Annotated in this window: 24 protein-coding genes and 1 tRNA gene; 16 read left to right on the top strand and 9 right to left on the bottom strand. The window is 36.3% G+C overall.

The window, feature by feature from the left end; translation table 11 throughout:
• Positions 1 to 40: 40 nt before the first annotated feature.
• The 5 genes from ACFRAE_RS07170 to ACFRAE_RS07150 are packed head-to-tail and all read right to left on the bottom strand — an operon-like array spanning position 41 to position 5,237.
• Complete coding sequence (locus tag ACFRAE_RS07170; protein ID WP_422796452.1) at positions 41 to 661, bottom strand: ABC transporter ATP-binding protein; 621 nt, start codon at positions 659 to 661, stop codon at positions 41 to 43.
• Positions 662 to 678: 17 nt separating this feature from the next.
• Positions 679 to 1,473, bottom strand: coding sequence for an acyl-ACP--UDP-N-acetylglucosamine O-acyltransferase (gene lpxA, locus ACFRAE_RS07165; RefSeq protein WP_422796451.1), 795 nt, complete (start codon positions 1,471 to 1,473; stop codon positions 679 to 681).
• Between the two features lie 11 nt (positions 1,474 to 1,484).
• Positions 1,485 to 2,879 carry a bifunctional UDP-3-O-[3-hydroxymyristoyl] N-acetylglucosamine deacetylase/3-hydroxyacyl-ACP dehydratase gene (locus ACFRAE_RS07160; RefSeq protein WP_422796450.1) on the bottom strand — a complete coding sequence of 465 codons (1,395 nt, stop codon included), beginning with the start codon at positions 2,877 to 2,879 and terminating at the stop codon, positions 1,485 to 1,487.
• A gap of 39 nt (positions 2,880 to 2,918) precedes the next feature.
• Positions 2,919 to 3,956, bottom strand: a complete 1,038-nt coding sequence (gene lpxD, locus ACFRAE_RS07155) for a UDP-3-O-(3-hydroxymyristoyl)glucosamine N-acyltransferase (protein WP_422796449.1) — start codon at positions 3,954 to 3,956, stop codon at positions 2,919 to 2,921.
• A gap of 18 nt (positions 3,957 to 3,974) precedes the next feature.
• Entirely contained in the window at positions 3,975 to 5,237 is a 1,263-nt protein-coding gene (locus ACFRAE_RS07150) for an HD domain-containing protein (protein ID WP_422796448.1), read from the bottom strand.
• A gap of 477 nt (positions 5,238 to 5,714) precedes the next feature.
• Between ACFRAE_RS07150 and ACFRAE_RS07145 the strand changes: the two genes are divergently transcribed.
• The 6 genes from ACFRAE_RS07145 to ACFRAE_RS07120 all read left to right on the top strand — a co-directional run bounded on the left by ACFRAE_RS07145 (position 5,715) and on the right by ACFRAE_RS07120 (position 10,968).
• The gene (locus ACFRAE_RS07145; RefSeq protein ID WP_422796447.1) at positions 5,715 to 7,268 is read left to right on the top strand and encodes a PglZ domain-containing protein; all 1,554 of its coding nucleotides are present in this window, start codon (positions 5,715 to 5,717) and stop codon (positions 7,266 to 7,268) included.
• 98 nt (positions 7,269 to 7,366) lie between these two features.
• Positions 7,367 to 7,777, top strand: coding sequence for a tRNA (adenosine(37)-N6)-threonylcarbamoyltransferase complex ATPase subunit type 1 TsaE (tsaE, locus tag ACFRAE_RS07140; protein ID WP_422796446.1), 411 nt, complete (start codon positions 7,367 to 7,369; stop codon positions 7,775 to 7,777).
• Between the two features lie 60 nt (positions 7,778 to 7,837).
• Positions 7,838 to 8,386 carry an RNA polymerase sigma factor gene (locus ACFRAE_RS07135; RefSeq protein ID WP_422796445.1) on the top strand — a complete coding sequence of 183 codons (549 nt, stop codon included), beginning with the start codon at positions 7,838 to 7,840 and terminating at the stop codon, positions 8,384 to 8,386.
• A complete protein-coding gene (locus tag ACFRAE_RS07130; protein ID WP_422796444.1) occupies positions 8,383 to 9,093 on the top strand; it encodes a hypothetical protein in 711 nt (236 codons plus the stop codon). Before ACFRAE_RS07135 ends, ACFRAE_RS07130 begins: the two co-directional genes overlap by 4 nt.
• A 4-nt stretch (positions 9,094 to 9,097) precedes the next feature.
• Positions 9,098 to 9,865, top strand: coding sequence for an outer membrane beta-barrel protein (locus tag ACFRAE_RS07125; RefSeq protein ID WP_422796443.1), 768 nt, complete (start codon positions 9,098 to 9,100; stop codon positions 9,863 to 9,865).
• 59 nt (positions 9,866 to 9,924) lie between these two features.
• Entirely contained in the window at positions 9,925 to 10,968 is a 1,044-nt protein-coding gene (locus ACFRAE_RS07120; RefSeq protein ID WP_422796442.1) for an ABC transporter ATP-binding protein, read from the top strand.
• 8 nt (positions 10,969 to 10,976) lie between these two features.
• Here the strand turns inward: ACFRAE_RS07120 and ACFRAE_RS07115 are convergent, their stop codons facing one another.
• The gene (locus ACFRAE_RS07115; protein WP_422796441.1) at positions 10,977 to 11,840 is read right to left on the bottom strand and encodes an alpha/beta hydrolase; all 864 of its coding nucleotides are present in this window, start codon (positions 11,838 to 11,840) and stop codon (positions 10,977 to 10,979) included.
• 2 nt (positions 11,841 to 11,842) lie between these two features.
• Positions 11,843 to 13,054: an alanine dehydrogenase gene (locus ACFRAE_RS07110; protein WP_422796440.1), complete on the bottom strand. Its 1,212-nt coding sequence runs from the start codon at positions 13,052 to 13,054 to the stop codon at positions 11,843 to 11,845.
• Positions 13,055 to 13,177: 123 nt separating this feature from the next.
• Between ACFRAE_RS07110 and ACFRAE_RS07105 the strand changes: the two genes are divergently transcribed.
• The 4 genes from ACFRAE_RS07105 (at position 13,178) to ACFRAE_RS07090 (ending at position 17,342) form a co-directional block, all read left to right on the top strand.
• On the top strand, positions 13,178 to 15,103 hold the full coding sequence (locus ACFRAE_RS07105) for a polysaccharide biosynthesis protein (protein WP_422796439.1): 1,926 nt from the start codon (positions 13,178 to 13,180) through the stop codon (positions 15,101 to 15,103).
• Positions 15,104 to 15,185: 82 nt separating this feature from the next.
• Positions 15,186 to 15,860: a tetratricopeptide repeat protein gene (locus tag ACFRAE_RS07100; RefSeq protein WP_422796438.1), complete on the top strand. Its 675-nt coding sequence runs from the start codon at positions 15,186 to 15,188 to the stop codon at positions 15,858 to 15,860.
• 66 nt (positions 15,861 to 15,926) lie between these two features.
• The gene (gene ribH, locus ACFRAE_RS07095; protein WP_422796437.1) at positions 15,927 to 16,415 is read left to right on the top strand and encodes a 6,7-dimethyl-8-ribityllumazine synthase; all 489 of its coding nucleotides are present in this window, start codon (positions 15,927 to 15,929) and stop codon (positions 16,413 to 16,415) included.
• A 207-nt stretch (positions 16,416 to 16,622) separates the two neighbouring features.
• On the top strand, positions 16,623 to 17,342 hold the full coding sequence (locus ACFRAE_RS07090; RefSeq protein WP_422796436.1) for a hypothetical protein: 720 nt from the start codon (positions 16,623 to 16,625) through the stop codon (positions 17,340 to 17,342).
• An 81-nt stretch (positions 17,343 to 17,423) separates the two neighbouring features.
• On the opposite strand, the gene ACFRAE_RS07085 is transcribed toward ACFRAE_RS07090, so the two are convergent.
• Positions 17,424 to 19,916, bottom strand: coding sequence for a family 20 glycosylhydrolase (locus tag ACFRAE_RS07085; RefSeq protein ID WP_422796435.1), 2,493 nt, complete (start codon positions 19,914 to 19,916; stop codon positions 17,424 to 17,426).
• 115 nt (positions 19,917 to 20,031) lie between these two features.
• Between ACFRAE_RS07085 and ACFRAE_RS07080 the strand changes: the two genes are divergently transcribed.
• The 3 genes from ACFRAE_RS07080 to ACFRAE_RS07070 all read left to right on the top strand — a co-directional run bounded on the left by ACFRAE_RS07080 (position 20,032) and on the right by ACFRAE_RS07070 (position 21,411).
• Positions 20,032 to 20,106 (top strand) — tRNA-Glu (locus ACFRAE_RS07080).
• Positions 20,107 to 20,402: 296 nt separating this feature from the next.
• Positions 20,403 to 20,735 (top strand): tyrosine-type recombinase/integrase, encoded by a 333-nt coding sequence (locus ACFRAE_RS07075; RefSeq protein WP_422796434.1) that lies wholly within the window; start codon positions 20,403 to 20,405, stop codon positions 20,733 to 20,735.
• Between the two features lie 175 nt (positions 20,736 to 20,910).
• Positions 20,911 to 21,411 carry a hypothetical protein gene (locus ACFRAE_RS07070; protein ID WP_422796433.1) on the top strand — a complete coding sequence of 167 codons (501 nt, stop codon included), beginning with the start codon at positions 20,911 to 20,913 and terminating at the stop codon, positions 21,409 to 21,411.
• 288 nt (positions 21,412 to 21,699) lie between these two features.
• Here ACFRAE_RS07070 and ACFRAE_RS07065 read toward each other — a convergent pair whose 3' ends face one another.
• The gene (locus tag ACFRAE_RS07065; RefSeq protein WP_422796432.1) at positions 21,700 to 22,026 is read right to left on the bottom strand and encodes a JAB domain-containing protein; all 327 of its coding nucleotides are present in this window, start codon (positions 22,024 to 22,026) and stop codon (positions 21,700 to 21,702) included.
• Positions 22,027 to 22,079: 53 nt separating this feature from the next.
• Between ACFRAE_RS07065 and ACFRAE_RS07060 the strand changes: the two genes are divergently transcribed.
• The 3 genes from ACFRAE_RS07060 (at position 22,080) to ACFRAE_RS07050 (ending at position 23,203) form a co-directional block, all read left to right on the top strand.
• Positions 22,080 to 22,370 (top strand): transposase, encoded by a 291-nt coding sequence (locus ACFRAE_RS07060; RefSeq protein ID WP_422796431.1) that lies wholly within the window; start codon positions 22,080 to 22,082, stop codon positions 22,368 to 22,370.
• Positions 22,371 to 22,623: 253 nt separating this feature from the next.
• Complete coding sequence (locus ACFRAE_RS07055) at positions 22,624 to 22,974, top strand: hypothetical protein (protein ID WP_422796430.1); 351 nt, start codon at positions 22,624 to 22,626, stop codon at positions 22,972 to 22,974.
• Positions 22,928 to 23,203 carry an integrase core domain-containing protein gene (locus ACFRAE_RS07050; RefSeq protein ID WP_422796429.1) on the top strand — a complete coding sequence of 92 codons (276 nt, stop codon included), beginning with the start codon at positions 22,928 to 22,930 and terminating at the stop codon, positions 23,201 to 23,203. The genes ACFRAE_RS07055 and ACFRAE_RS07050 overlap by 47 nt, the downstream gene beginning before the upstream one ends.
• Positions 23,204 to 23,309: the final 106 nt, after the last annotated feature.

The following is a 23,309-nucleotide window of genomic DNA, read 5'->3' as shown; positions in this document are numbered from 1 at the left end:
TTAATAGGCAACAAAAATAATAAAAACCTTGATTATATGGCTACTTATAGTCCATTATTTGAATAAATTCCTGACAAAAGGAATACTCATGTTCTTGGTTTGAACCTATGATAATAATTCTATTTTTTTTCGTTAATTCCACTAAGTTTAAATACCATTTTTCCCCCTCTTTATCCAAATTACTTGTTGGTTCATCCAGAAATAAGACGGATGTATCAGAGCAACATGCTAGAATGAGCTTTACTCGTTGCTTCATTCCTGAGGAAAAATTTTTTATTTCTTTATGGTATACGGTATCTTGAAATCCTAGTATTTCTTTGATTTTTGGTATGGTAAAACCTGCTAATAATGGCTTAAACTTTACATGGAATACCAATAGCTCATCTAAGGTAAACTCTTCTATTAAATCCACGTATGGCGCGGCTAAACTAAGCTGTGCATAACAGACATCCAACTCCAATTTCGAGGAATTCAATACATAACTTAATTCACCCTCACTAGGGCTTAGCGCCCCCGATATCACTTTCATTAAGGTCGATTTCCCTGAACCATTAGGCCCTAGAATAGCATAACTCGTTCCAAGAGAAAAGGTATAATCGAGATGTCTGAAAATCCATTCCCTATTATACCTTCTACCAATATTATGTAAAGTTATATTCAAATAATCAGTTTAAGTTGTTAAATACTTGATTTTCCTTGACCAAAACCTTTCACCACACCACGATTCGATGCACGTACAAATCCTAGAATTTCATCTCTCAATTCCGTTGCTTCAAATTCAGCTTCTACAATATCTAAAGCCTTACCTAAATTACTGTGTTGCACAAACAACACGCGGTAAATATTTTGAATCTCATTAATTTGCTCATTGGTAAAACCGCGACGTCTTAAACCCACCGAATTAATACCGGCATAAGAAATAGGCTCACGCGCTGCTTTAATAAATGGAGGAACATCTTTCCGCACCAGTGTACCACCTGTAACGAAAGCATGAGAACCAATTTTACAAAACTGATGTACCGCAACCATTCCCGCTAGAACCACATAATCACCAACGGTAATATGCCCAGCTAAGGTACTCGAGTTTGAGAAAATACAATTATCTCCAATAAAACAATCATGGGCAATATGACTGTATGCTTGAATTAAACAATTTTTCCCAATAACAGTACGGTAACGATCTTTTGTTCCACGATTGATGGTCACACATTCGCGAATCGTCGTATTATCTCCGATTTCAGCGGTAGTGATTTCACCTTCATATTTTAAATCTTGAGGTTCCCCAGAAATTACAGCTCCAGGAAAAATTTTGCAATTTTTACCTATTCGCGCTCCATTCATGATCGTTACATTGGAACCTATCCAAGTTCCTTCTCCTATTTCCACATCTCTATGTATGGTAGAAAAGGGTTCTATTACAACATTCTGAGCTATTTTAGCTTCAGGATGGATATATGATAAAGGTTGTATCATTCGTTAATTTGTTATCCTTTGACCTTTACAATTTGAGCCATTAATTCAGCTTCACTTACTACTTTCTCTCCAACCATACCTACGCCTTTCATTCGAGCAATTCCACGACGGATAGGCTCCAACAATTCACAGCTAAATATAACAGTGTCACCTGGTACCACTTGATTCTTGAATCTTGCATTTTCAATTTTCAAAAATAAAGTCAACCAATTTTCAGGATCAGGAACAGTATTTAACACCAATATTCCACCAGTTTGTGCCATAGCTTCAATTTGAAGTACCCCTGGAAATAAAGGAGCGCCTGGGAAATGACCCATAAATAAATCCTCATTCATGGTGACATTCTTCAACCCTACGACATGCGTTTCCGACAATTCCAATATCTTATCAATCATCAAAAAAGGCTGACGATGAGGCAAAATATTCATGATTTGTACCGTATCATACACCGGTGCTGTATTGGGATCGTAAAACTTAACGTTTTTCTTATTTTTTTCCCGTTTCATTTGCGCTTTAATACGCTTCGCAAATGCAACGTTTGCCGCATGTCCAGGACGTGCAGCCATAATATGACCTTTGATAGGCTTGCCAACTAAGGCTAAGTCACCAATCATATCTAATAATTTATGACGAGCAGGCTCATTTTGATAGCGTAATGAAATATTATTCAAAATACCTTCTTGTGCTACTTCCACACGTTTATGAAATAAGCCTTGCAATTTCTCCAACTCACTATCTTCCACCTCCTTATCAACGATAACAATCGCATTTGATAAGTCTCCTCCCTTAATTAAATCTTGACTCACTAAGGCTTCCAATTCATGTAGAAAACAGAATGTTCTGGAGCTGGCAATTTCTTTACTAAATTGATCAATATTACTAATAGAAGCGTGTTGACTACCTAATACCGGAGAATTGAAATCGATCATACAAGTGATGCGATAACCATCCACTGGCATCGCAACGATCTCTACTCTATTTTCTGCATCAGTATAATGAATGTTGTCTGTCACTTCAAAAAAATCACGATCTGCATCTTGTTCTAGAAAACCGATTTCTTGAATTTTTTCTATGAATATGGCAGAACTACCGTCCAAAATCGGAACTTCTGGTCCATCGATTTCAATCAACACATTATCCAATTGTAAACCCACCAATGCTGCCATCAAGTGCTCAATCGTACTGATCGAAGCTCCATTTTGCGTAATTGTTGTTCCTCTAGCGGTGTTAGTAACATTATCTACATCAACATTCACCATAGGATGACCATCTAAATCAATGCGTTTAAATTTATACCAATGATTTTCTGGAGCTGGTTTTAAGGTAACAATTACTTGTTCACCGGTATGAAGACCTACACCTGAAAATTGCACATCAGATTTAATGGTTCTCTGTTTTACGTTCATATCTAACATTCGTATTATTGCAAAAAATATCGGGTAAAGTTAGCTAATATTTTTCTCTTTTAATTGTTTTTCAAGTTCTGTCAAACGTCTTTCAAGCTCTGGTAACTTTGCATAAAGCACTTGTGACCTCAATTCTTGACTATAAGGGAACGCTGGAGACCCTCCCCACTTCTTGTCTTCTTCCTTAATTGACCTATTGATTCCTGATTGCGCTTGCACTTGCGTTCCTTTCGCAATATTGATATGTCCCACCACGCCTACTTGTCCACCTAAGATTACTTGTTCGGCAATTTTAGTACTTCCAGACACACCTGTTTGCGCAGCAATAACGGTATTTGCACCAATTTCTACATTATGAGCGATCTGAATTAGGTTATCTAACTTCACTCCCTCGCAAATCACGGTGGAACCTAAAGTTGCACGATCCACAACGGTATTCGCTCCAATTTCTACCCAGTCTTTAATAATAACATTACCTATTTGAGGTACCTTGTCGTAAGAACCATCACCTTTTGGAGCAAAGCCAAAACCATCACTTCCGATTACTACTCCTGCATGAATGGTTACCTGTTTACCTAATTTACAGTCTTGATAAATTTTCACACCAGGATATATAACGGTATGATCACCAATCTCTACATCATCACCGATATACACTTGGGGATAAATTTTGACCTGTTTGCCAATTTTTACATTTTTCCCAATGTAAGTGAAAGAACCTACATAATGATCTTCACCAAGTTCCACCGTTTCATGGATAACCACATGCTCCTCAATTCCAGAGCGATCATTTCTTAATTCATTGTACAATTTAAGAAGCTCGGTAAACGAAGTATACGCGTTCTTTACACGAATTAATGTTGATTTTACAGGCTTTTGAAGGATTAAATCTTCGTTTACAACAATGATTCCCGCTTCAATTTCATAAATGAAATGTTCATATTTTGGATTGGCTAAAAAAGTCAAGCTCTTGGTGGTAGATTCCTCAATTTTTGACAATTGATCTACCAAAACGTTCGAGTCTCCCTCGACTTTTCCATTCAATAAAGTAGCTATTTGCTCTGCTTTAAATTGCATTAAGTAAAACTTATAATTTTAATTGTTGATTATCTCTTCTTGATTGAACAAGATGTAATTTATTTCTTTCGGATATATAACTGCATATTTATCTACCCGCTTTGTTAATGCTTCAATATTCGACAAATCAGAGGCTTCTGCTATATCTTTTAATTGACCATTTTTTTCCAATACACAAATCTTACTGTTGGAAGAATCGTAAGCACTATTACCAACGACTTGCTCATAAAATAAATAGCCTAAATCTTCTTTTGCAATCTCAAAGCGCTCCAATACAGCTTGCTTTAATTCCGCCACATACATTGGATCAAAAGGTTCATTACTCATTTCCGTTCTAAAAAGATCCCGACGAATTAATTTAGAACACAATAAACTTAGAATAGGATCTTCATGTTCAGTCCATGTTTTAATGGCAGACATAATATCCGTATCATCCAAACGAGTAAACCAGCTTAAATGAGCCTCCGTTTGCAAAAATGTCGTTTTATTGATGCTGTTGGTCAAAAAATGATTTAATGCGGGACTAGCAAATAATACCTGTCCCTCATTGGTTAATTGTTTTGCCCTCGCTAATGCTTTGATCAACATCTGTTCTGCAGCAATGACCGTCTTATGCAAATAAACTTGCCAATACATTAATCGACGAGCAATTAAAAACTTCTCAATGGAATAAATCCCTTTAATCTCAACAACCAGCTCTCCATCAGCGACATTTAGCATTTTAATGATTCGATCGAAAGAGATTACCCCTTCTGAAACACCGGTAAAAAAACTATCGCGATTTAGATAATCCATTCGATCGGTATCTAACTGACTAGATACGAGTTGATGCAAAAACTTGCGATGATACCGATCATTGAATATGGTAATAGCCAAATCCAATTGACCTACAAATTCTTGATTCAATTTATCCATCAACAAGGAAGAAATGAGTTCATGCGAAACTCCCTCTACCAAGGTATGTTCTAAGGAATGAGAAAACGGTCCATGCCCTACATCATGTAACAAGATGGCCGCCAAAGCTGCCTCTTCCTCCTCTTTGGTGATCTCCACCCCCTTTCCTCGCAACGTTTCTATGGCTAAAGACATTAAATGCATAGCGCCTATGACATGCTGAAACCGGGTATGTAACGCTCCTGGATAGACTAAATGAGTCATACTGACTTGTTTAATATACCTCAGCCTTTGTATATAGGGGTGTTGGATTAAGTCATAAATCAATCCTGACGGTATTGATACAAAACCGTACACAGGATCATTTATTATTTTCTTCTTATTCAAATGCCTCAAAAGTGATTAATACTTAGTCATTTAACATCAAAAATTATTGTAAATCTTGACTAAGATAAGGGCAAAGATACATAGATGGTACTTAATTAATGTTAAAAATAATCCAAAATAACTTAGTTTTTATAGGAAGGCTACTTTTTGACCGAACAATTGACAGCAATCTACCTAATAATTAAGCAAATTGTTCGCAAAAATCGCTTAACAAATGTGCTAATCGAAATCTTAAACCTTCCGATCTCTGTTTAGTTTTGTTGCTATTAAGGATGCTTTTACTTCGGAGATGCTTCGGAAAAACTGCCGTGAAATCCGGCTAATTTCCGCATGAAATCCGAGTGAGATCCGAAGGAGATCCTTATGAATGAGTGATGCGCATAAGCAAAAAAAGGTTAAAACTCTTGGTATGCACTAACTGGCAACCCCGACGTTCTATAAATTTCAGTAACTTAGCAATTCAAGAAGGGTAAATACATGCAAAAAATACATATACTTTGGGCTGATGATGAAATTGAGTTTCTAAGACCACATATTTTATTATTAGAACAAAAAGATTATAAAGTTAAAACGGTAAATAATGGGGCAGATGCAGTAGAAGCCTTTCAAAATGAACCGTTTGATTTAGTTTTTTTGGATGAAAACATGCCTGGACTGACTGGATTGGAAACATTGAATAAGCTGAAAGGTATTAATCCATCCATCCCGATGGTCTTAGTCACAAAAAATGAGGAAGAACATCTAATGGAAGAAGCCATTGGAGCAAAAATAGACGACTATCTAATTAAGCCTGTAAACCCAAAACAGATTTTATTAACAATCAAAAAATTTACCGAGAATAAACGCCTCATTTCAGAACGGACTTCAATGGCTTATCAGCAAGATTTCCGACACCTAGGTATGCGCATGAACGAGGATTTGGATTACAGCCAATGGGTAGAAGCGTATAAGAAATTGTTGTATTGGGAACTCTCTTTAGAGAAATTGGATGATGCAGGAATGCATGAAATATTAACCATGCAAAAATCAGAAGCCAATCAGTTGTTCTCTAAATTTATAGAAAAGGAATATTTGAAATGGTTAAAATACCCGGATACAGGTCCCATTTTATCCCATCAACTTTTCAAGAAGAAGGTCTTCCCTAAACTGGAAGCTGAGAAGCCTACCTTTTTCTTTTTAATCGATAATTTAAGATACGATCAGTGGAAAGTAATAAACGAAGTGCTCACTGATTATTATCGTTTAGAAGAAGAAGATAGTTATTACAGTATTTTACCGACGGCAACACAATATGCTCGAAATGCAATTTTCAGCGGCTTAACGCCTTTGGAGATGGAAAAAAGATTTCCCAAAGAATGGCAAAATGACGACGATGAAGGTGGGAAAAATTTACATGAGGATGTTTTTCTAGCCGATCAAATAAAACGATTATACCGTCGAGAGATTAAACACAGCTACACCAAGGTAATTACTTTAGAGCAAGGAAAGGATGTTTATGAAAACATCAATAAATACATGCAAAATGACCTAAATGTATTGGTTTATAATTTTGTTGACATGCTTTCGCATGCCCGAACCGATATGGCTATGATTCGTGAATTAGCCAATGATGAAGCTGCTTATCGCTCCTTAACCTTATCTTGGTTTGAGCATTCCCCACTGTTGGAAACATTGAAGTGGCTTTCTCAAAAACAAGTCCGTGTCATCATTACGACAGATCATGGCACAATACGTGTGCGAAAACCTAGTAAAATCATTGGAGACCGAAACACCAATACCAACCTGAGGTACAAACAAGGTAAAAACTTGAACTATATTGGTAAAGATGTATTTATGGTCAAAAATCCACAGGATGCACAATTGCCGAAAATTCATGTGAGTTCTACCTTTGTTTTTGCAAAAGAAGACACCTATTTCGTATACCCGAATAATTACAATCAATTTGTCAATTACTTTAATGGTACCTTTCAACACGGCGGTATATCCCTAGAAGAAATGGTCATTCCATTTATCACCTATATCCCTAAATAGTAAAAAACAGCTTTATTTCCCATTTCTTAAGGATTCAATATCAAGCTAGGATAGTTGTTTTCAAAACATGGTTTTGAATAAAAAATCTATCTTTGTTTATGGAATTTTTAGTTCAGAACACCGCTATATTACCTGAAGCTGCTGCTTGGCTAATTCAACAAGCCGGAGAAAAACGTGTATTTACTTTTTACGGCGCTATGGGAGCCGGAAAAACCACCTTCATCAAAGAAATATGCAATTATCTAGCTGTTCAAGATTCTACATCCAGCCCTACTTTTTCCATTGTCAATGAATACAGCTCCAGCCAAGGTCCAATTTATCATTTTGACTTTTATCGGTTAAAAGATGAGCAAGAGGCTTTCGACTTAGGCTATGAGGAGTATTTCTATTCTTCCCAATATTGTTTTATCGAATGGCCGGAAAAGATTCCTAATTTAATTCCATTGGATGCCCTTCAAGTTCATATCCAGGTTCAAGAAGACCTGAGCCGATTGATTGTACTAAAATAATTTTATTGCCCTTGCAACCCTTCGGTCTTATCCTGCGTCTACTAAGTAAAACCGAATAATTTGGAACCTGCGAAATTAAATCATATCTGGGAAAAGTGTCAAGCGAATGATCGCCAAGCACAGTTTAGCCTTTATCAGCTATTCGCTCCCAAATTATATGCAATTTGTATTCGCTACGCTCAAGATGAGGATGAAGCTCAAGATATTTTGCAAAATGGATTTGTACGTATCTTTCATAAAGCACATCAATTTGAAGGCACAGGTTCATTAGAAGGTTGGATAAAAAAAATCATGATTCATACGGCAATTGAACAATTTCGTAAAAACAAAAAACAATTTATCGTTCGCGAAAGTGATTTAAATTATTCTTACGAACAATTTTCAAGTTATGAACTCGATCAATTCGAATATAAAGATTTATTGGCCATGATTAAAACCTTGCCTTTAGGTTATAAGACGGTATTTAACTTATATGCTATAGAAGGATACAGCCATAAGGAAATTGCTGAAATGCTTCAAATTAGCGAAGGAAATTCCAAATCACAACTTTCCAGAGCAAGGCAATGGCTAAAAGCAAGAATCATTAAAATGGAGGAACAAGGAATATGAAAAATGAAGAATTCGATAAACTCTTTGCTGACAAGTTCCAGGATTCGGCAACGGAAGTTCCAGATCATATTTGGCAGGATATCCATGCACAATTGGATGGAGAAGCCCCCAAGACTAGAAAATTTTCAGTTTATTGGAAATTTACCGCTATAGCAGCAAGCATTGTGGTTCTATTCAGTATTGCCTTCCATCAGTACCTTTTCCAATCCACTGAACTAGCAATTCATGAAACAGACCCTGTCGGACTTGCCCTAGAAAAACAAGAGAATAGTCGTCTTCCGGAGAAACCCCTAATTGAAGAAAATAAGCCTTCTTCCCAGTTAGAAAAACCTGTAATACCAGTTCAGATGGTAAAAAAAGAAGCTATTAAAAATAGCTTAGCCGTAAACTTAAATAAGAAGCCTAATAAGCAAATGGCCGATGCCGCATTAACCAGCAAAAAATCAGTAGAAAATAAACTATTGGCCCCAAGTAAGCCGCTTTTAGCAAAAATGGAGCTTATGCATTCCAATACTGTATTATCCTATTCGGAAAAACTTCCTGAATTATCCTTAGCTGCAAGTAAAACCGTCAAATTAGATAAACCAAAATCTTCATTGATAGTCAGCCTGCTAAACACGGTGTCTGATAAATTAAATATCATTGAAAAAGACATCCATTTTTCTAATGATGAAGAGGGAACATTATTAATAACATTAAGTAAATAAAATTATGATAACCAAAAAGTTAGCACTATTATTTTCAAGCTTATTCATTGGACTAAGTTTGAGTTTTGCCCAAAAAAATGTTGATATTGATTTTGATATTAATATAGGTAAGGATGATAAATCGTCGGAAGAAAGTGATCTCAAATACCCTAGAAGTTTTGGAGGGTTAACATTTACGCGTATAGACTGGGGATTTTCCAGGCTATCTGACGAAGGAAGTTTCACCTTAAGTGAAAACAACCAGTTTATGTCGTATAAAAAATCATCGAATTTTGGTTTTGATATTGCTCAGTACGGTGTACGCTTAAATGATAATTTTAAAATTTACTTATCTGCAGGATTTGAATGGAATTATTGGCGCTTAAAAAATGATATTTTAATTAAAGAAAGTGTTTCTCCAGTAACTGTGGAACCATTGAATCAGGACGTGGACTACAAAAAAAATGTCTTTACATCCACCTATATGCGTGTTCCATTAACATTTGAATGGAGGTCAAACGTTTTCCAGAACAAAAAACGTTTAAAAATTGCTTTTGGCGCTATGACAGGTGTTTTAATGAAAGGTACGCAACGATTAAAAAGTGAGGAAAATGGTAAACAGAAATTTAAAGACACCTTTAATTTACAAACTTTCCAATATGGACCCTTCATACGATTTGGGTATGAAAATGCCGGAATTTATGCTAAATATTATATGAACGATTTGTTCGAGAAAAGTCCAAATCAAGAAGGATTAAGAAACCTAGCGTTTGGATTGACTTTTGGGTTTTAATAGAAAAACAAATTGTAAACTGTATTTTTGTGTCGGGCTCAAATTGCCCGACATTTTTTATGAGTAAACAATCTACTTCCTGCCAACACTTATTCTCGGATGTTCAACAAGAAAACTTAGCATTGATTCATGGTCAAGATGTTTCCTGTGTGTTTGAAGGAAAAATGGAGGTTAAGGCTGTAGATCATGTGAATTTTGACATTCATGAAGGTCGAATTACCGCGATTATTGGGGAATCGGGTAGTGGAAAAAGTAGTTTATTGAAATTAATATATGGATTATTAGAACCTGCCTCAGGAGAAGTACGTTATAAAGGTTGGTTGGTACCTACCCGAAAAGACAAGTTAATTCCGGGACATGAGGCGATGAAATTAGTTTCTCAGGGATTCGACGACCTCAATCTCTATGCTAAAGTTTGGGACAATGTTGCTTCACAACTTTCCAATACGAATCTCGAATTAAAAACGAACAGAACAACGGAAGTTCTTCAAAAACTTAAAATAGATCACTTAGCGCAAAAAAGAGTAGCTGACCTAAGTGGTGGCGAAAAGCAACGTGTGGCAATCTGCCGTGCACTGATCAATGATCCGGAAGTGCTCTTAATGGATGAGCCATTTAATCAAGTAGATGCTGCATTTCGCGATGAATTGCAACAAGATATTCAGCAAATTGTGAAAGATACTGGACTTACGGTTTTATTAGTTTCCCATGATCCATCCGAAGTTTTGGCTATGGCTGATGATCTACTAGTCATGAAGGAAGGTAAGATAACGGATGCCGGAAAGCCTGTAGATTTATACTATCGTCCGAATCATCCATATACCGCACGATTACTCGCTAAAAGCAATATATTAAAGCCTCAAGAGGCTGCGATTTTAACCATAGAAACTAATCGTGAGATTGCAATTCCGCAGGAAAACATAAGTTTTGAACCCAATAATGAAGGTTCATTTTGGATTAAAGATGTGAAATTTAGGGGTTTTTACAATGAACTTATCCTTGGAAATGAACGGTTGAATCTGCATATGGTCCAATTCCCCAAACAGGAAGTCAAAAAAAATACGAGAATTAACATCCTCGTATCTTCTTATCATACATTTTAGTATCCTTATTACTTTAACGCGGTCAACCATTCGATCATGGCGTCTAACCAACGTCGATCGTCTGTTTTATTGATCATTCCAAATCCATGTCCACCTTTTTCATATTCAAAAATAGTGTTCGGGATTTTATATTTGTTCAATGCCGCTTGGTACCGGTAACTGTTTTCAATAGGCACCCCCTCATCATCTTTAGCACTCATCAAGAATGTTGGTTGATTTTTTTTAGTCACTTGCTTATCTGTAGAAAACAAGATTACATCTTCTGCGGAATGATTAGGCCCAATAAGTTTCTCTCGAGATACTTGATGAGTCACTCCATCTTCCATAGATATTACGGGATAGCATAATACCGAATAATCAGGTCGAATCTGTTTCTTTTTATAGTCTTTCAATTGTGGTTTGTTGAAGAATGTGCTTAAGGTAGACGCTAAATGCCCACCTGCAGAAAATCCTAATACCGCCACTTTTTTCCCTTTATGTTCTTGACGAATAATATGCATAGCCGTTTGAGCATCTTGCAATGGCCCAAAACGCTTATCTATCATATTTTCTTTAATAGGCATCCGGTAATCCAGCACATAAGCATGGTAGCCCAATTCATTGAGCCTATTAGCGACATCATGCCCTTCATGGCCTATCGCTACTCCAACATAAGCTCCACCTGGAATAACTAGAAATACAATATCTTTTGGATTGGACACTTGGGAGGTATGGGTATATAATTTAGGTTTTTCTTTTTCCTCCAGATCCTTCAATAATTTTGCAGCCCCAGGGATTTCTTCATTTCCATACAAATAGCGTTTTACGCCTGTGTTTTGTGCTTGTGCTTGTAAAACAAACATGCTAATAAATAGAATTAATGTGTTTTTCATTTTTATAGATTTGCCATAACGATTAGGTTTAAGTCTTTACAAGGAATATGGAACTTATCACTCATATCCAGGTTGGTTAAGTTACCATGGTATAAGTATATGGCACTACGTATACCTTGGTTTGACCAAATCATATTATTCATACCACCCGCTTCACCTATTTCTAATAGAATAGGTGTAAAGATATTTGTTAAAGCATAAGTGGCAGTCCTTGCTACACGAGAAGCAATATTCGGAACGCAATAATGTATGACATCGTATTTTTTAAATATAGGCTGGTCATGGTTTGTGACTTCGGAAGTTTCAAAACAACCGCCTTGATCAATGCTTACATCAATTAACACGGAATTAGGTTTCATTTTAGAAACCGTTTCTTCAGAAATGAGGCAAGGCGTTCTGCCATTTTTTGCACGAACAGCCCCAATCACCACATCGGATGAACGAACGGCCTTATTTAATACAATGGGTTGCATAATGGAGGTAAATACGCGACTACCCACATTATTTTGCAGCCTTCTTAATCGATAAACGGAACTATCAAACACCTTCACTTGTGCGCCTAATGCAATGGCTGTGCGTGCTGCAAATTCGCCAACTGTACCTGCCCCAATGATTACCATTTCTGTAGGAGGTACGCCAGTTACGCCACCCAACATTAAGCCTTTACCGTCAAACACATTTGAAAGGTATTCCGCAGCAATTAAGACGGAGGTTGCCCCTACAATTTCGCTCATGGCCCTAACGACCGATAAGTGTCCCCCTTCATCTTGCAAATATTCAAAGGATAAAGCGGTGATTTGTTTTTTCATTAAAGCTTGCAATACATCCAACTGCATTAAAGAAGGTTGCTGCGAACTAAAAAGAACCTGTCGGTTTTTCATGAACTCCACTTCCTTAACGGATGGACTAGATATTTTAATGATAATATCGGCTTTAAAAACCTCGCTACGGTCATAAACGATGATGGCGCCTTGTTCGCTATAATGATGGTCTAAAAAATTAGAGGCATTCCCAGCCCCACTCTCCAACATAACTTGGTGACCATTTTCCACTAATAATCCGACAGATAAAGGAGTTAATGCAATTCTATTTTCTTGAAACGAACACTCTTTTGGTATTCCAATGCTTAATTGCCCTTTTTTCCGTCCCTTGCTTAATAGTGCTTCTTTAGGTTGTAATATCCCTTCTTGGGCTAACTGTGAAACATTTATCATGTATCAAAAAATATATTAAGTTAAAAATACATAATATTATTTCAATTAAACAGTGACAAAGGATTATATTTGACAATAATTCGAATTGGAACATATCAATATTATGCAAATTAACCGCGTTCGATGAAAATAATAAAACCTTTGAATCACATCAAAATAGTTCCTAGATGGATTATTTTCATGTTTGATATCGCTATATCTTCCTGTGCCTTTATATTTGCTTATACGCTGTATAATAATTTTGAAATTGACTCTTTTTCTAAAGTTAATTTCTCGATGGAGTTTTTATTTTGCATCTCCTTAACCTCCTTATCGTTTTTAGTTTTCAAATTATATAGCGGCATTATTCGCTATACGAGTGCGGTAGATTCAATCCGTATTCTATCTACGATAGTCTTCACATCGATTACGATGCTAATTGCCAAATTAGCGTTTATTGCCTTCCAGATACCATTCACTATCTCCGTTAATCTGATTATTATTTATGCATTATTAGCATTTACCGGATTAACGACGTATAGGACATGTATCAAGATCTTTTTTCAGTATACCAAATCGACCAGAAATGGCCGTAAAAATGCTATAGTTTATGGTGCTGGGGATTTAGGAATTGCGGTAAAGCGCACATTTGAGCACGATTTCAGATCGGAAAAAACCATCGTAGCATACATCGATGATAATGAAGAAAAAATAGGAAAATCCATTGATGGATTAAAAATATTTGGTTCAAAAGATATCGGCAGAGTGATTAATAAATTTGGTGTTGACGAATTAATCATTGCCTCTTCGAATATCGATGTGGATGTTAAAAATGCCATTATCGATATTGCTTTGGAGCAAAACGTCAATGTATTAACCTTACCTCCGGTAAGTAAAATCATGAATGGCGATTTATCTCCAGCGCAAATAAAACAAATAAAAATAGAGGATTTGCTAGAACGTGCCCCGATTCAAATATCGAATGAGAAGTTGTTAGATCAACTCAAAGGGAAACGTGTGTTAGTAACTGGAGCTGCTGGATCAATCGGTAGTGAAATCTCGAAACAATTAAGTAAATATGAACCGCAAATGATCATTCTATGTGACCAAGCGGAATCTCCTTTACACAATTTACTGTTAGACCTTCAAGATCTATTCAAAAATCAGATTTACCATACTTTTATAGCGGATGTTCGTAGTGAAGAACGGATGCGTCAATTATTTGAAACGTTTAAACCGCATTATGTCTATCATGCTGCGGCCTACAAACATGTTCCAATGATGGAGAATCATCCTAGTGAAGGTATAAAAACGAATGTACTGGGCACTTATTTGTTAGCAAATCTTTCCGTGGAATTTGAGGTTCAAAAATTTGTCTTCGTCTCCACCGATAAAGCAGTTAATCCTACAAATATCATGGGAGCGACTAAACGAATTGCCGAGAAATATGTACAAACCCTCAATCATTTTCTAGAAACTAAAAACAACATCTCTAATACACGTTTCATAACGACCCGTTTTGGCAATGTATTAGGTTCCAATGGATCGGTAATCCCCCGGTTTAGAGATCAAATAGAAAAGGGTGGCCCTGTTACCGTTACTCATCCAGATATTACACGTTATTTTATGACGATTCCAGAAGCCTGTCAATTAGTAATTGAAGCTGGTAATATGGGTAATGGAGGAGAGATATTTGTTTTTGATATGGGAAAATCGGTAAAAATCGTTGATTTGGCTAAAAAGATGATCCGATTATCCGGTTATATTCCCTACACAGATATCGATATCAAATTCACCGGTCTACGACCAGGCGAAAAATTATATGAAGAATTGTTGAATGATTTGGAGAATACCATGCCTACACATCATGACAAAATAATGATTGCTAAAGTAAGGGAAAATGATTTTGAACAGGTTAAAAGCGAGATCTTAACCTTATCCAGTTATTTAGAAAGTAACAATAACCTGCATATCGTACGTCAAATGAAAATAATTGTACCTGAATTTATTAGTCAAAATTCCATCTATGAACAATTAGATAAGGAAAAATGGAGTCCTATAAATTCGTAAAGCAGTCAATTATTTTTTCTATAGTATTGCAAGTATTCTTTAAAAGTGTATTTTTGCGTTCCGTAATCTATTAAAACTAAGAATGTCACAAAATAATCAGAACATTTCTTCAGGAAACCTATCAGGTGCGAAGAAGTCTTTTTTACAAGAAAACGAAAAAAGTATCATCTTTATCGTAGTAGGAATTATTGTATTAATCCTGTTGTACTTAGGATATCAAAAATTGTATTTAGCTCCTAGAGCTGAGAAGGCTGTTAGCCAAATGTATCAAGCAGAAAACTATGCAATTATAGATTCTTTGCAAAAGAAAGCGATTGATGGCGACGGTTCATTCCCTGGATTTAAAGAAATTGCGGAAGAATATTCCAACACGAAATCGGCTAATGTAGCTAATGCTTATTTAGGCGGTTTATACTTAAAACAAAAGAATTTTAAAGAAGCTATTAAGTACTTGGAGCAATATTCAGAAACTGGTTCTGCAATATTAGATCCATTGGTTATCGGTTTATTAGGAGATGCTTATTCTGAAGAGAAGATTTACGATAAAGCAGCAAATTTCTATAAACAAGCTGCTGATAAATCAAGTAATGTGTATACAACCCCATTATTTTTGAAAAAATTAGGCCTTGTGTATGAGGAATTGCAAGACTATAAAAATGCGGAAACCACTTACCAAAGAATTCGTGATGAGTTTCCTGAAAGTAACGAGTCTACAACCATTGATGGATTTATTGCCCGCGTTCAGGCAAAACAGTAATCCTAAAAAAAATATTTATCTTTGCGGGCTACCATCTGGTAGCCCTTTTTATTTATTTATTATCGTATGTCAAGTAGTTTAAAGAACTTATCCGATTTTTCCCACATTCAAGTAGGAAATGCTAGTCAGCTTAAATTTGCGATTGTAGTATCTCAATGGAATGCTCAAATCACTGGAGCTTTATTAAATGGTGCGTATAAAGGCTTGTTAGACCATGGCGCTAAGGAAGAACATATTCAGTTAATCGAAGTCCCTGGGAGTTATGAATTAATAGCAGGTAGTGATTTAGTGCTTCGTGATAAAAGCATAGATGCAGTCATTACCCTAGGCTGCGTGATTCAGGGGGAAACCCGTCATTTTGATTTTATCTGCCAAGCGGTAGCCACAGGATTAGCAAATGTGGGCATACAACACAATAAACCGGTCATATTTGGCGTATTAACTACAGACAACTTAGATCAGGCATTAGATCGTGCGGGAGGCAAACATGGGAATAAAGGCGAAGAAGCCGCTATTACAGCGATTCAAATGGCCTTAATTCAAAAAAACCATTAATGGTATTGTTTTTGATTAATTGAAGGTATGAAACGTTACATGTTTAAAGTTATGGCTATTGTTCTTTTAGGAACAATCTTATGCTCGTCATGTGCATCTTCACAATGTGCTGCCTATAATTCATACCCAAAGAAGAGTTTTAAAGGCAGATAATCTGCAATTGAGGTGAGGAAAATCCTACCTCCTACTCTAAATCAAAAAGAACTAATGAATAAAATTAAAAATATAGTTTACTATAGTTACTTGTTGCTGGGAATCATTTTGTTTCAAAGCATAGAGCTTGCGGCGCAACCCAAACAAATTATCGATAAATTGTGGGATGCTGCAGGCGGAAAGAATACCTGGGAAGAAACTAATTATATCATGTTTTCTGTAACAGGGAACAATCAACATGCCTCCATTTCTGGTGCTCGAAAATTTCTGTTGGACAAAAAAAGTGGGAATGTTCGTTTTGAAGGAGTTCTTAACAACACGCATGTCGTTGCTCTTTTTAATGTGCAGCAACAAAAGTTACATCATGTTTTTGATGAAAACGGTAAAGAGATTGTTAATCAGGAATTCAAAAATCTATTATCTGATTTAATTACTCAATATCAAGTCGATTTAAAAGTATTGTCCTTACCGGTGAGTATGATCAGTTCTCAATTAGATAATGATACAGAAAGTAAACTTTGGAATGCTGAAAAATTGCAAAAAATAGCTTTCCAAAATTTCAACGGTGAGAAAGGAAGTATTTATATTAATGAAGAAACAGGTTTAATCAAGCGTTTAGATATTGGCAATAGAAGTTATTTGGTTAATGGATATAAAGATATTGGGAATGGTCTGATTTTACCCACCACATTTAAAGCGAGTACAGATAGCATAAACTATCAAAAAGTTGCTTCGTTTACCGATATGGAACAAGCTAAGTTCAGTCAGTTTTAGCTTGCATGAACTTAAAAAAGGAGCCGTCAAAAAATGAACGGCTCCTTTTTTTTAAGTGTTACTTAATATCCTAACCGGCACTTATTTCAACGTATAGGTACTGGTTCTTCCGGTCCTTCCTTCCCTATCCCATGCCGATACTTTAATTTGTTTTGCGCTTACCTTATCTAGTTGTAAACCATCTTTCGGGAATAATTGACTATTCCTGCTGGGTTCTGATTGATCTAGGGTATACCTAATTTCGAAACCTTCTATTTCAGCATTCGCTAATAATTTGGCTCCTGTTAATTTAAGTCCTATCGATGGTAATCGATAGGAAAATCCATTTCCTATTAAATTTAGTTTGGGCAATTCCTCTATTCCTATTTTATTGGCTAAAGCTGCATAACTGTTTTGGTAAAGTTGATAATCAAACTTATCCTCATTCTCCCAGTCTTTTTCTTTTGCCCAAGCACGCTCTGCAAGCGCGTATAACCTAGGTAATACCATGTAATCCATACGATCAGCCGTTAAAACACTTTCTGCCCAGATAGCGGCTTTAATGCCCTCTAAATTGGCTTTGCCTTTTTCTGTTAATCTGACTTTTTTGTTGAGGTAATTCGTGTCCAATTTACGGCCTGCCTTGGTATATTTCATATTGGCGAAAAATGCAGTGGGTAGAAAGGAATAAGATTGGTTTAAGTCTGTAATTGAGGCCCATTTTAAGCCTGGTTCTCTAAAATCCTGATCCCAAACCATATCTAGGTAAAAATTAGCGCAACTGGTAAAAACCGTTTTGTACCCTGCATTGGCAAGTCTATAGGCCAAATCTTCTTGCCCCCCGCCTATCACATTATTCCATACATCTAATTGTATAGGCAAATGGGACAGCTCTTCGTTCACTACCATGCCTGCTCCTTTATTGACCATTCCAAATTCTTCCCAACCAGCCATTTCTAAACCCTTACGCTGACAGATGTCATAAATCTGCTGAATGTAGTATGGCCAAACTTCATATACGGTTTGAAAACCTTCTTTCTTCATTAATTCCTTAATGGCAGGAGACTTTTCCCATGATCCTGAAGGCACCTCATCTCCGCCTAAGGAGATGCGTGTTAATGTCAATCCTGCTTCTTGATACATCTGTTTTATTTCTTCTAAAACCACATCAATAAAGCGATATACAGCGGGAAGTGCGGGGTTCATAACATTATCATCCCAATATTGTGCGGAACTGTATACGGACTGATCCGCGGCTTCGTATAATAGAAATTCTTCCGCTTCCTTCTGCTTACCTTGTTTCATGAAGCGATTGTACCGGGTTTCCATCGCTTTGATCGACGCCCGCCCATGTCCAGGACTTTCTACTTCCGGAATTACCGTAATATGCCTTTGTGCTGCATATACCAAAATATCCTTAAATTGCTCTTTGGACAAATATGCTCCTTGGCTAGCTTTAGGTCCTGATCCATAGGCCGGTTGTATACTCTTCCCATCTTCGAAACTGGCCGATCTAACTGCACCGATTTCAGTTAATTCAGGTAATGAAGGGATTTCTAATCGCCATCCTTCATCATCAATTAAGTGTAAATGAAATTTATTCAACTTTAAGGTAGCCATCAAATCGAGGTACTTTTTGATGGTTTGGACATCTTTAAAATTCCTAGAAATATCCATCATAAATCCTCGGTATTCGAAACGAGGCTGATCTTGAATATTAAGGTAAGGCAATGTTATGCCTTGTTTTCCGTTCAGCTGTTCGGCAGTTAATAAAGAACGTAGGGTTTGTATGGCATAAAAAACACCTGCTGAACTCGAGGCTGCTATTAATAACCCTTCCTTCGAAATGGTTAGTTTATAGCCTTCTTTTGGTAAATCGCTAGTATGTAAAACCCGTATCAGCGCTTTTTCTTTGGCTGTCTGAATCCATTGCATCCCTTTAAAGGAGGCCGTAAATTCTTGAATATAGGGAACCTCGGATTTAAAAATTGGATCTATATAGGCATTAATTTTCCCTGTTAAGGATAAGTTTCCTTGTTGATAGGTTACTTGCGAAACGGATGGCAATATTCGCTGCACTTCCGCTTTCTTAAAGGAAGAATTTTGATCGTATAATTCTGCAAGAAATTGATGCTGCGTTTCAGTGGAGAGCTGCAACGCTGTTATCTCGGGATGTCCAAGGTCGATAGTTTGAGCTGGATCGTTGATGGATTGAAAATAAAATCCATTGGGAATAAGCGAAATGTGGGTTATCGGATAGGGCGATTGATACCTTAACTGAATGGAGTCCTTAGCTTGTAATATCGATTTTTGGTTAAAGGTTACTTGGTATAAGTTTCCGTTTCGATTGTGAAATTGATAATTGCTTTGCTGTAGATCACTGATCGGATACAAAGAATTAAACCATAATCCTGATTTACTTAAGTCTATACTTTGCTTGCCTAAATTTACTAAGGTGATGCTTAATCCTAATTTATCCTTGGCATTATAGTCTTCCGCAAAATTCCATTTCACCTTAACTTCCTGAGCATAAACACCCTGTATTAATAATAACAGGATAATATAGATGCTCGTCTTTTTCTTTAATTGATTCATCTTGTTCATTAAATTGGTACACGAATATTAGTATAAAAAATCAAAGAATAAATTTTTTGAAAATATTTTGAAATATTTAAAGTAAATTCTATATTTGCACACCGAATAACAAAACGGCCCGTTCGTCTAGGGGTTAGGACGCAAGATTTTCATTCTTGAAACAGGGGTTCGATTCCCCTACGGGCTACCAGATCGAAGATCAAAACATACAAAAGCTTTCAAATTTAATATTTGGAAGCTTTTTTGTTTTTGGAAAAGTTTTAGATCATGTGGAATTATTGGATCAGAATGAAATCCTGTGGACTAAGCAAATAATTTAGTCAATCTAAACAAGAAAATTTAATATCTCCAACACCTCTAAATTGACTTCTGAAAGTTTTTATCTTAGCATTTAGAAACTCTCTGAAAATGCATTGAGGATTAAATGGTAAATTGTGGATTTTCACAATGAGGTAAAATACAAAAACATCATCAAATATTCAGGTCATGCGAAAAGCACTTGAAATTATTGAAAGTTTTTGTGATTATCCACCCTCCCTAGCGCAATATATGGTACGACCTGTTCTTAGCAATCAGAAAATGAACAGCTATCTAAAAGAAATTGCTTCCCTGTGCGAAATCACCAAAAAACTGACCTTCCATATTGCAAAATATACATTTGCAACTACGATTACACTTTCAAATGGAGTTCCGATAGAAACGGTATCGAAGATGCTTGGACACCTGGATATCCGAACAACCCAACACTATGCTAAACTATTAGACAATAGGATGAGCCTGGATATGGAAACTCTTATTGCGAAAATGGGTTGGCTTTAACCACTGCAGATCCAATTGAATAAGAAAAAATAAGAATTAAAATAAAAAGATATAAATTATATTAGGAAAGTAAATTGTTGATAATTAGTTTTATATATTTATTAATATAATACATTCTAGCAAAGAACAACTTATACTTCAAAATTTCAAAAAATTTTAATATTTACTCATATCAATGAAAATTAATTCTATGTATCATTTGGTGCCAATTATTTTCGCTTTGATATTGACAAATTCTTGTTCTAAATCTGAACATAATAATTGCACATCCGAAAAAGTTCAATTCTCCTCTATCGATATCGACTTTAATTGCAATATCAATATTGTAAACAATAAGGATGAGGACAAGCATGTGATAATAAATTCAATCGAAGACCTCCATAAAAACGTTTATTTAGATCCATCAGGATCCAGTATTGAATGTAAGAACCTCTTGGATGAACTTTCGGGAATAGATTATCAAAAATTTACACTTTTAATCGGTAAAAAAGTTGTAAATAAAATTCAACCTACATTGATTTCTCAAAATCTGGAAAGATCCTGTATAGATCAATCCATCACTTTAAACATCAAAATAAAAAATGGTGGATATACAGCTATAGGTGTATATAAATATGCATTGGTAATTCCAAAGCATACAAAAGATGTGAAATATAACATCGATGTGTCAGATTGACAAAAAGCTTCTAGCAATTTCCCAATGACACTACGGAGGAACGATTGATGGGATGCACGGATCAGGACCGGGAGGAAACCTACCATTAGGAAGCCAGGACAGCGTTCTTCCTTGAAAAATGTATGGAATTGAACGACGGGACTTCAGATTTGGAATAAAATCCGAAAAACCAAAAAAAGGGCTATAGAAATCCTTAATCCCGAAAGAACAGATCCCCTTCCCGGCAAACGATCTAGTGATCATGCAACCTCATGTCCAAATAATTTGCAGTATCATGGATCATTTGGGTCAGTTTTTGTCCTCGGTGCTTGGCTTGAGGTTTCCCGACGGATGGTTTTGAAAAATGATGATACCCGTAGCGGTCGCCTTCAGCACCGTAAGCATCAACAACCTTATATCCACTACGGTTCCCGATATGCCGCCACTAGAAGCCTCATAAACGCCCATCACGCGGTTGCCCGTATTCATCAGTAGTACCCTGAACTGCTCAAAGAGCTCTAAACTCTCTATTTCCGAACTGTCCATGATCACATTGTAGGCTTCATTGGAAGAAGTCACCACAGGCATCTTCAAGCTAGGATTCCGTTTGCTGTAACTCAGCTGAATTTCTGCCACATTCTGGAGTTGCTACCTATGAGTGGAGACAGATTTAATAAATAGGTTTAAATTTGTTAACAGATGAAAAGAGTATTGACTATTCGTTTAAGAGAATGGCTGTGGAACTGTCTTATGTTAAGAGTTCAGTAACTGAGGCTGAAAAAGAGTTGGAAATAGATGCTAGCAGATTGATCAAGTGGCGTATGGATTCCAGGTATAATGCTGGTACATTATTTCCTAAAAATGATAAGCTGAGTCCCGAAGAACAAGAAATCCGGGAATTGAGAAAGAGGCTACGGGATGCAGAATTGGAGAATGCAATTTTAAAAAAGGCGTTAGCCATCTTTTCCAAGGGAGACTGAAAAGATATATGTTCATACGTGATCATATAGTTATCTTTCCGCTTGAAAGGGTGTACAGGATAGTAAAAGTTAGTAGTAGTGGTTTTTATAAGTGGTTACATAAGCCAAAAAGTAGTAGAGAAAAAAGAACAGCGGAATTGTCGATACTGATCGAACAGGAATATGAAAATAGCCACCAGATCTGTGGGAGTCCCCGGATTACTCAGGAGCTAAACAAAAAAATAAGCAAGTATCCAGGTCGTATGTAGCACGCTTGATGAAGAAGATGAATTTAAGGAATCGGATCCGTAAGAAAGATAAGGTGACTACTGATTCAAGCCCTAGCTATCCGGTAGCTGAAAATCTCCTTGGAAGAGATTTTTCAGCGGATACATTATCTCAAAAATGGGTTGCTGATATTACTGATATCAAGTCCGATTCGGGCTGGATATATCTTACTACAGGTTTTGACCTAGCCGATCTCAAAGTCATTGGCTGGTCATTTAGCAATGACATGACTACAACAAATACCTCTGTAAAAGCCTTAAAGATGACTAAAAGAAACAGAGGTGTTAAAAATGGTTTTGATATTTCATTCCGACAGGGGAATTCAGTACGCATGTGATGAGTTTAAAATTTTACTCAAGAAAAATGAAATAATACAGAGTATGAGCCGAAAAGGTAATTGTTGGGACAATGCAGTAGCTGAAAGTCTCTTTAAAACGCTAAAGGCAGAATTTGTGCATCACAGAAAGTTTGAAAACAGAGAGGGTGCTAAATTAGAAATGTTCAGATACATGGAAGGATTTTACCTTGCAAAAAGGATACATTCGGCAATGGGGTACAAAACATGAAATGGAAATATATTACACAGCAAAACAAAAATTAGTAGCATAAATAATCTACACTTTTAAGTTGCAATTCCAGAAGGTACCTTGTCCTGAAATAACGATAGCGTTT

Origin of the sequence: Sphingobacterium sp. HJSM2_6, from assembly GCF_049316305.1 — a bacterium.
Taxonomy (GTDB): Bacteria; Bacteroidota; Bacteroidia; order Sphingobacteriales; family Sphingobacteriaceae; genus Sphingobacterium.
Note: the sequence above shows the minus strand (reverse complement) of the source record. Positions and strands in the feature narration are given on the sequence as shown.

Bases quoted from the DNA above. Each gene is read 5' to 3' on its own strand.
- ACFRAE_RS07050 (WP_422796429.1), top strand. From the start codon at position 22,928: ATGGTTTTGATATTTCATTCCGACAGGGGAATTCAGTACGCATGTGAT.
- ACFRAE_RS07110 (WP_422796440.1), bottom strand. From the start codon at position 13,054: ATGATAAATGTTTCACAGTTAGCCCAAGAAGGGATATTACAACCTAAA.
- ACFRAE_RS07145 (WP_422796447.1), top strand. From the start codon at position 5,715: ATGCAAAAAATACATATACTTTGGGCTGATGATGAAATTGAGTTTCTA.
- ACFRAE_RS07085 (WP_422796435.1), bottom strand. From the start codon at position 19,916: ATGAATCAATTAAAGAAAAAGACGAGCATCTATATTATCCTGTTATTA.
- tsaE (WP_422796446.1), top strand. From the start codon at position 7,367: ATGGAATTTTTAGTTCAGAACACCGCTATATTACCTGAAGCTGCTGCT.
- ribH (WP_422796437.1), top strand. From the start codon at position 15,927: ATGTCAAGTAGTTTAAAGAACTTATCCGATTTTTCCCACATTCAAGTA.
- ACFRAE_RS07120 (WP_422796442.1), top strand. From the start codon at position 9,925: ATGAGTAAACAATCTACTTCCTGCCAACACTTATTCTCGGATGTTCAA.
- ACFRAE_RS07130 (WP_422796444.1), top strand. From the start codon at position 8,383: ATGAAAAATGAAGAATTCGATAAACTCTTTGCTGACAAGTTCCAGGAT.
- ACFRAE_RS07125 (WP_422796443.1), top strand. From the start codon at position 9,098: ATGATAACCAAAAAGTTAGCACTATTATTTTCAAGCTTATTCATTGGA.
- ACFRAE_RS07090 (WP_422796436.1), top strand. From the start codon at position 16,623: ATGAATAAAATTAAAAATATAGTTTACTATAGTTACTTGTTGCTGGGA.
- ACFRAE_RS07105 (WP_422796439.1), top strand. From the start codon at position 13,178: ATGAAAATAATAAAACCTTTGAATCACATCAAAATAGTTCCTAGATGG.
- ACFRAE_RS07100 (WP_422796438.1), top strand. From the start codon at position 15,186: ATGTCACAAAATAATCAGAACATTTCTTCAGGAAACCTATCAGGTGCG.
- ACFRAE_RS07160 (WP_422796450.1), bottom strand. From the start codon at position 2,879: ATGAACGTAAAACAGAGAACCATTAAATCTGATGTGCAATTTTCAGGT.
- ACFRAE_RS07115 (WP_422796441.1), bottom strand. From the start codon at position 11,840: ATGAAAAACACATTAATTCTATTTATTAGCATGTTTGTTTTACAAGCA.
- ACFRAE_RS07075 (WP_422796434.1), top strand. From the start codon at position 20,403: ATGCGAAAAGCACTTGAAATTATTGAAAGTTTTTGTGATTATCCACCC.
- ACFRAE_RS07070 (WP_422796433.1), top strand. From the start codon at position 20,911: ATGAAAATTAATTCTATGTATCATTTGGTGCCAATTATTTTCGCTTTG.
- lpxA (WP_422796451.1), bottom strand. From the start codon at position 1,473: ATGATACAACCTTTATCATATATCCATCCTGAAGCTAAAATAGCTCAG.
- lpxD (WP_422796449.1), bottom strand. From the start codon at position 3,956: ATGCAATTTAAAGCAGAGCAAATAGCTACTTTATTGAATGGAAAAGTC.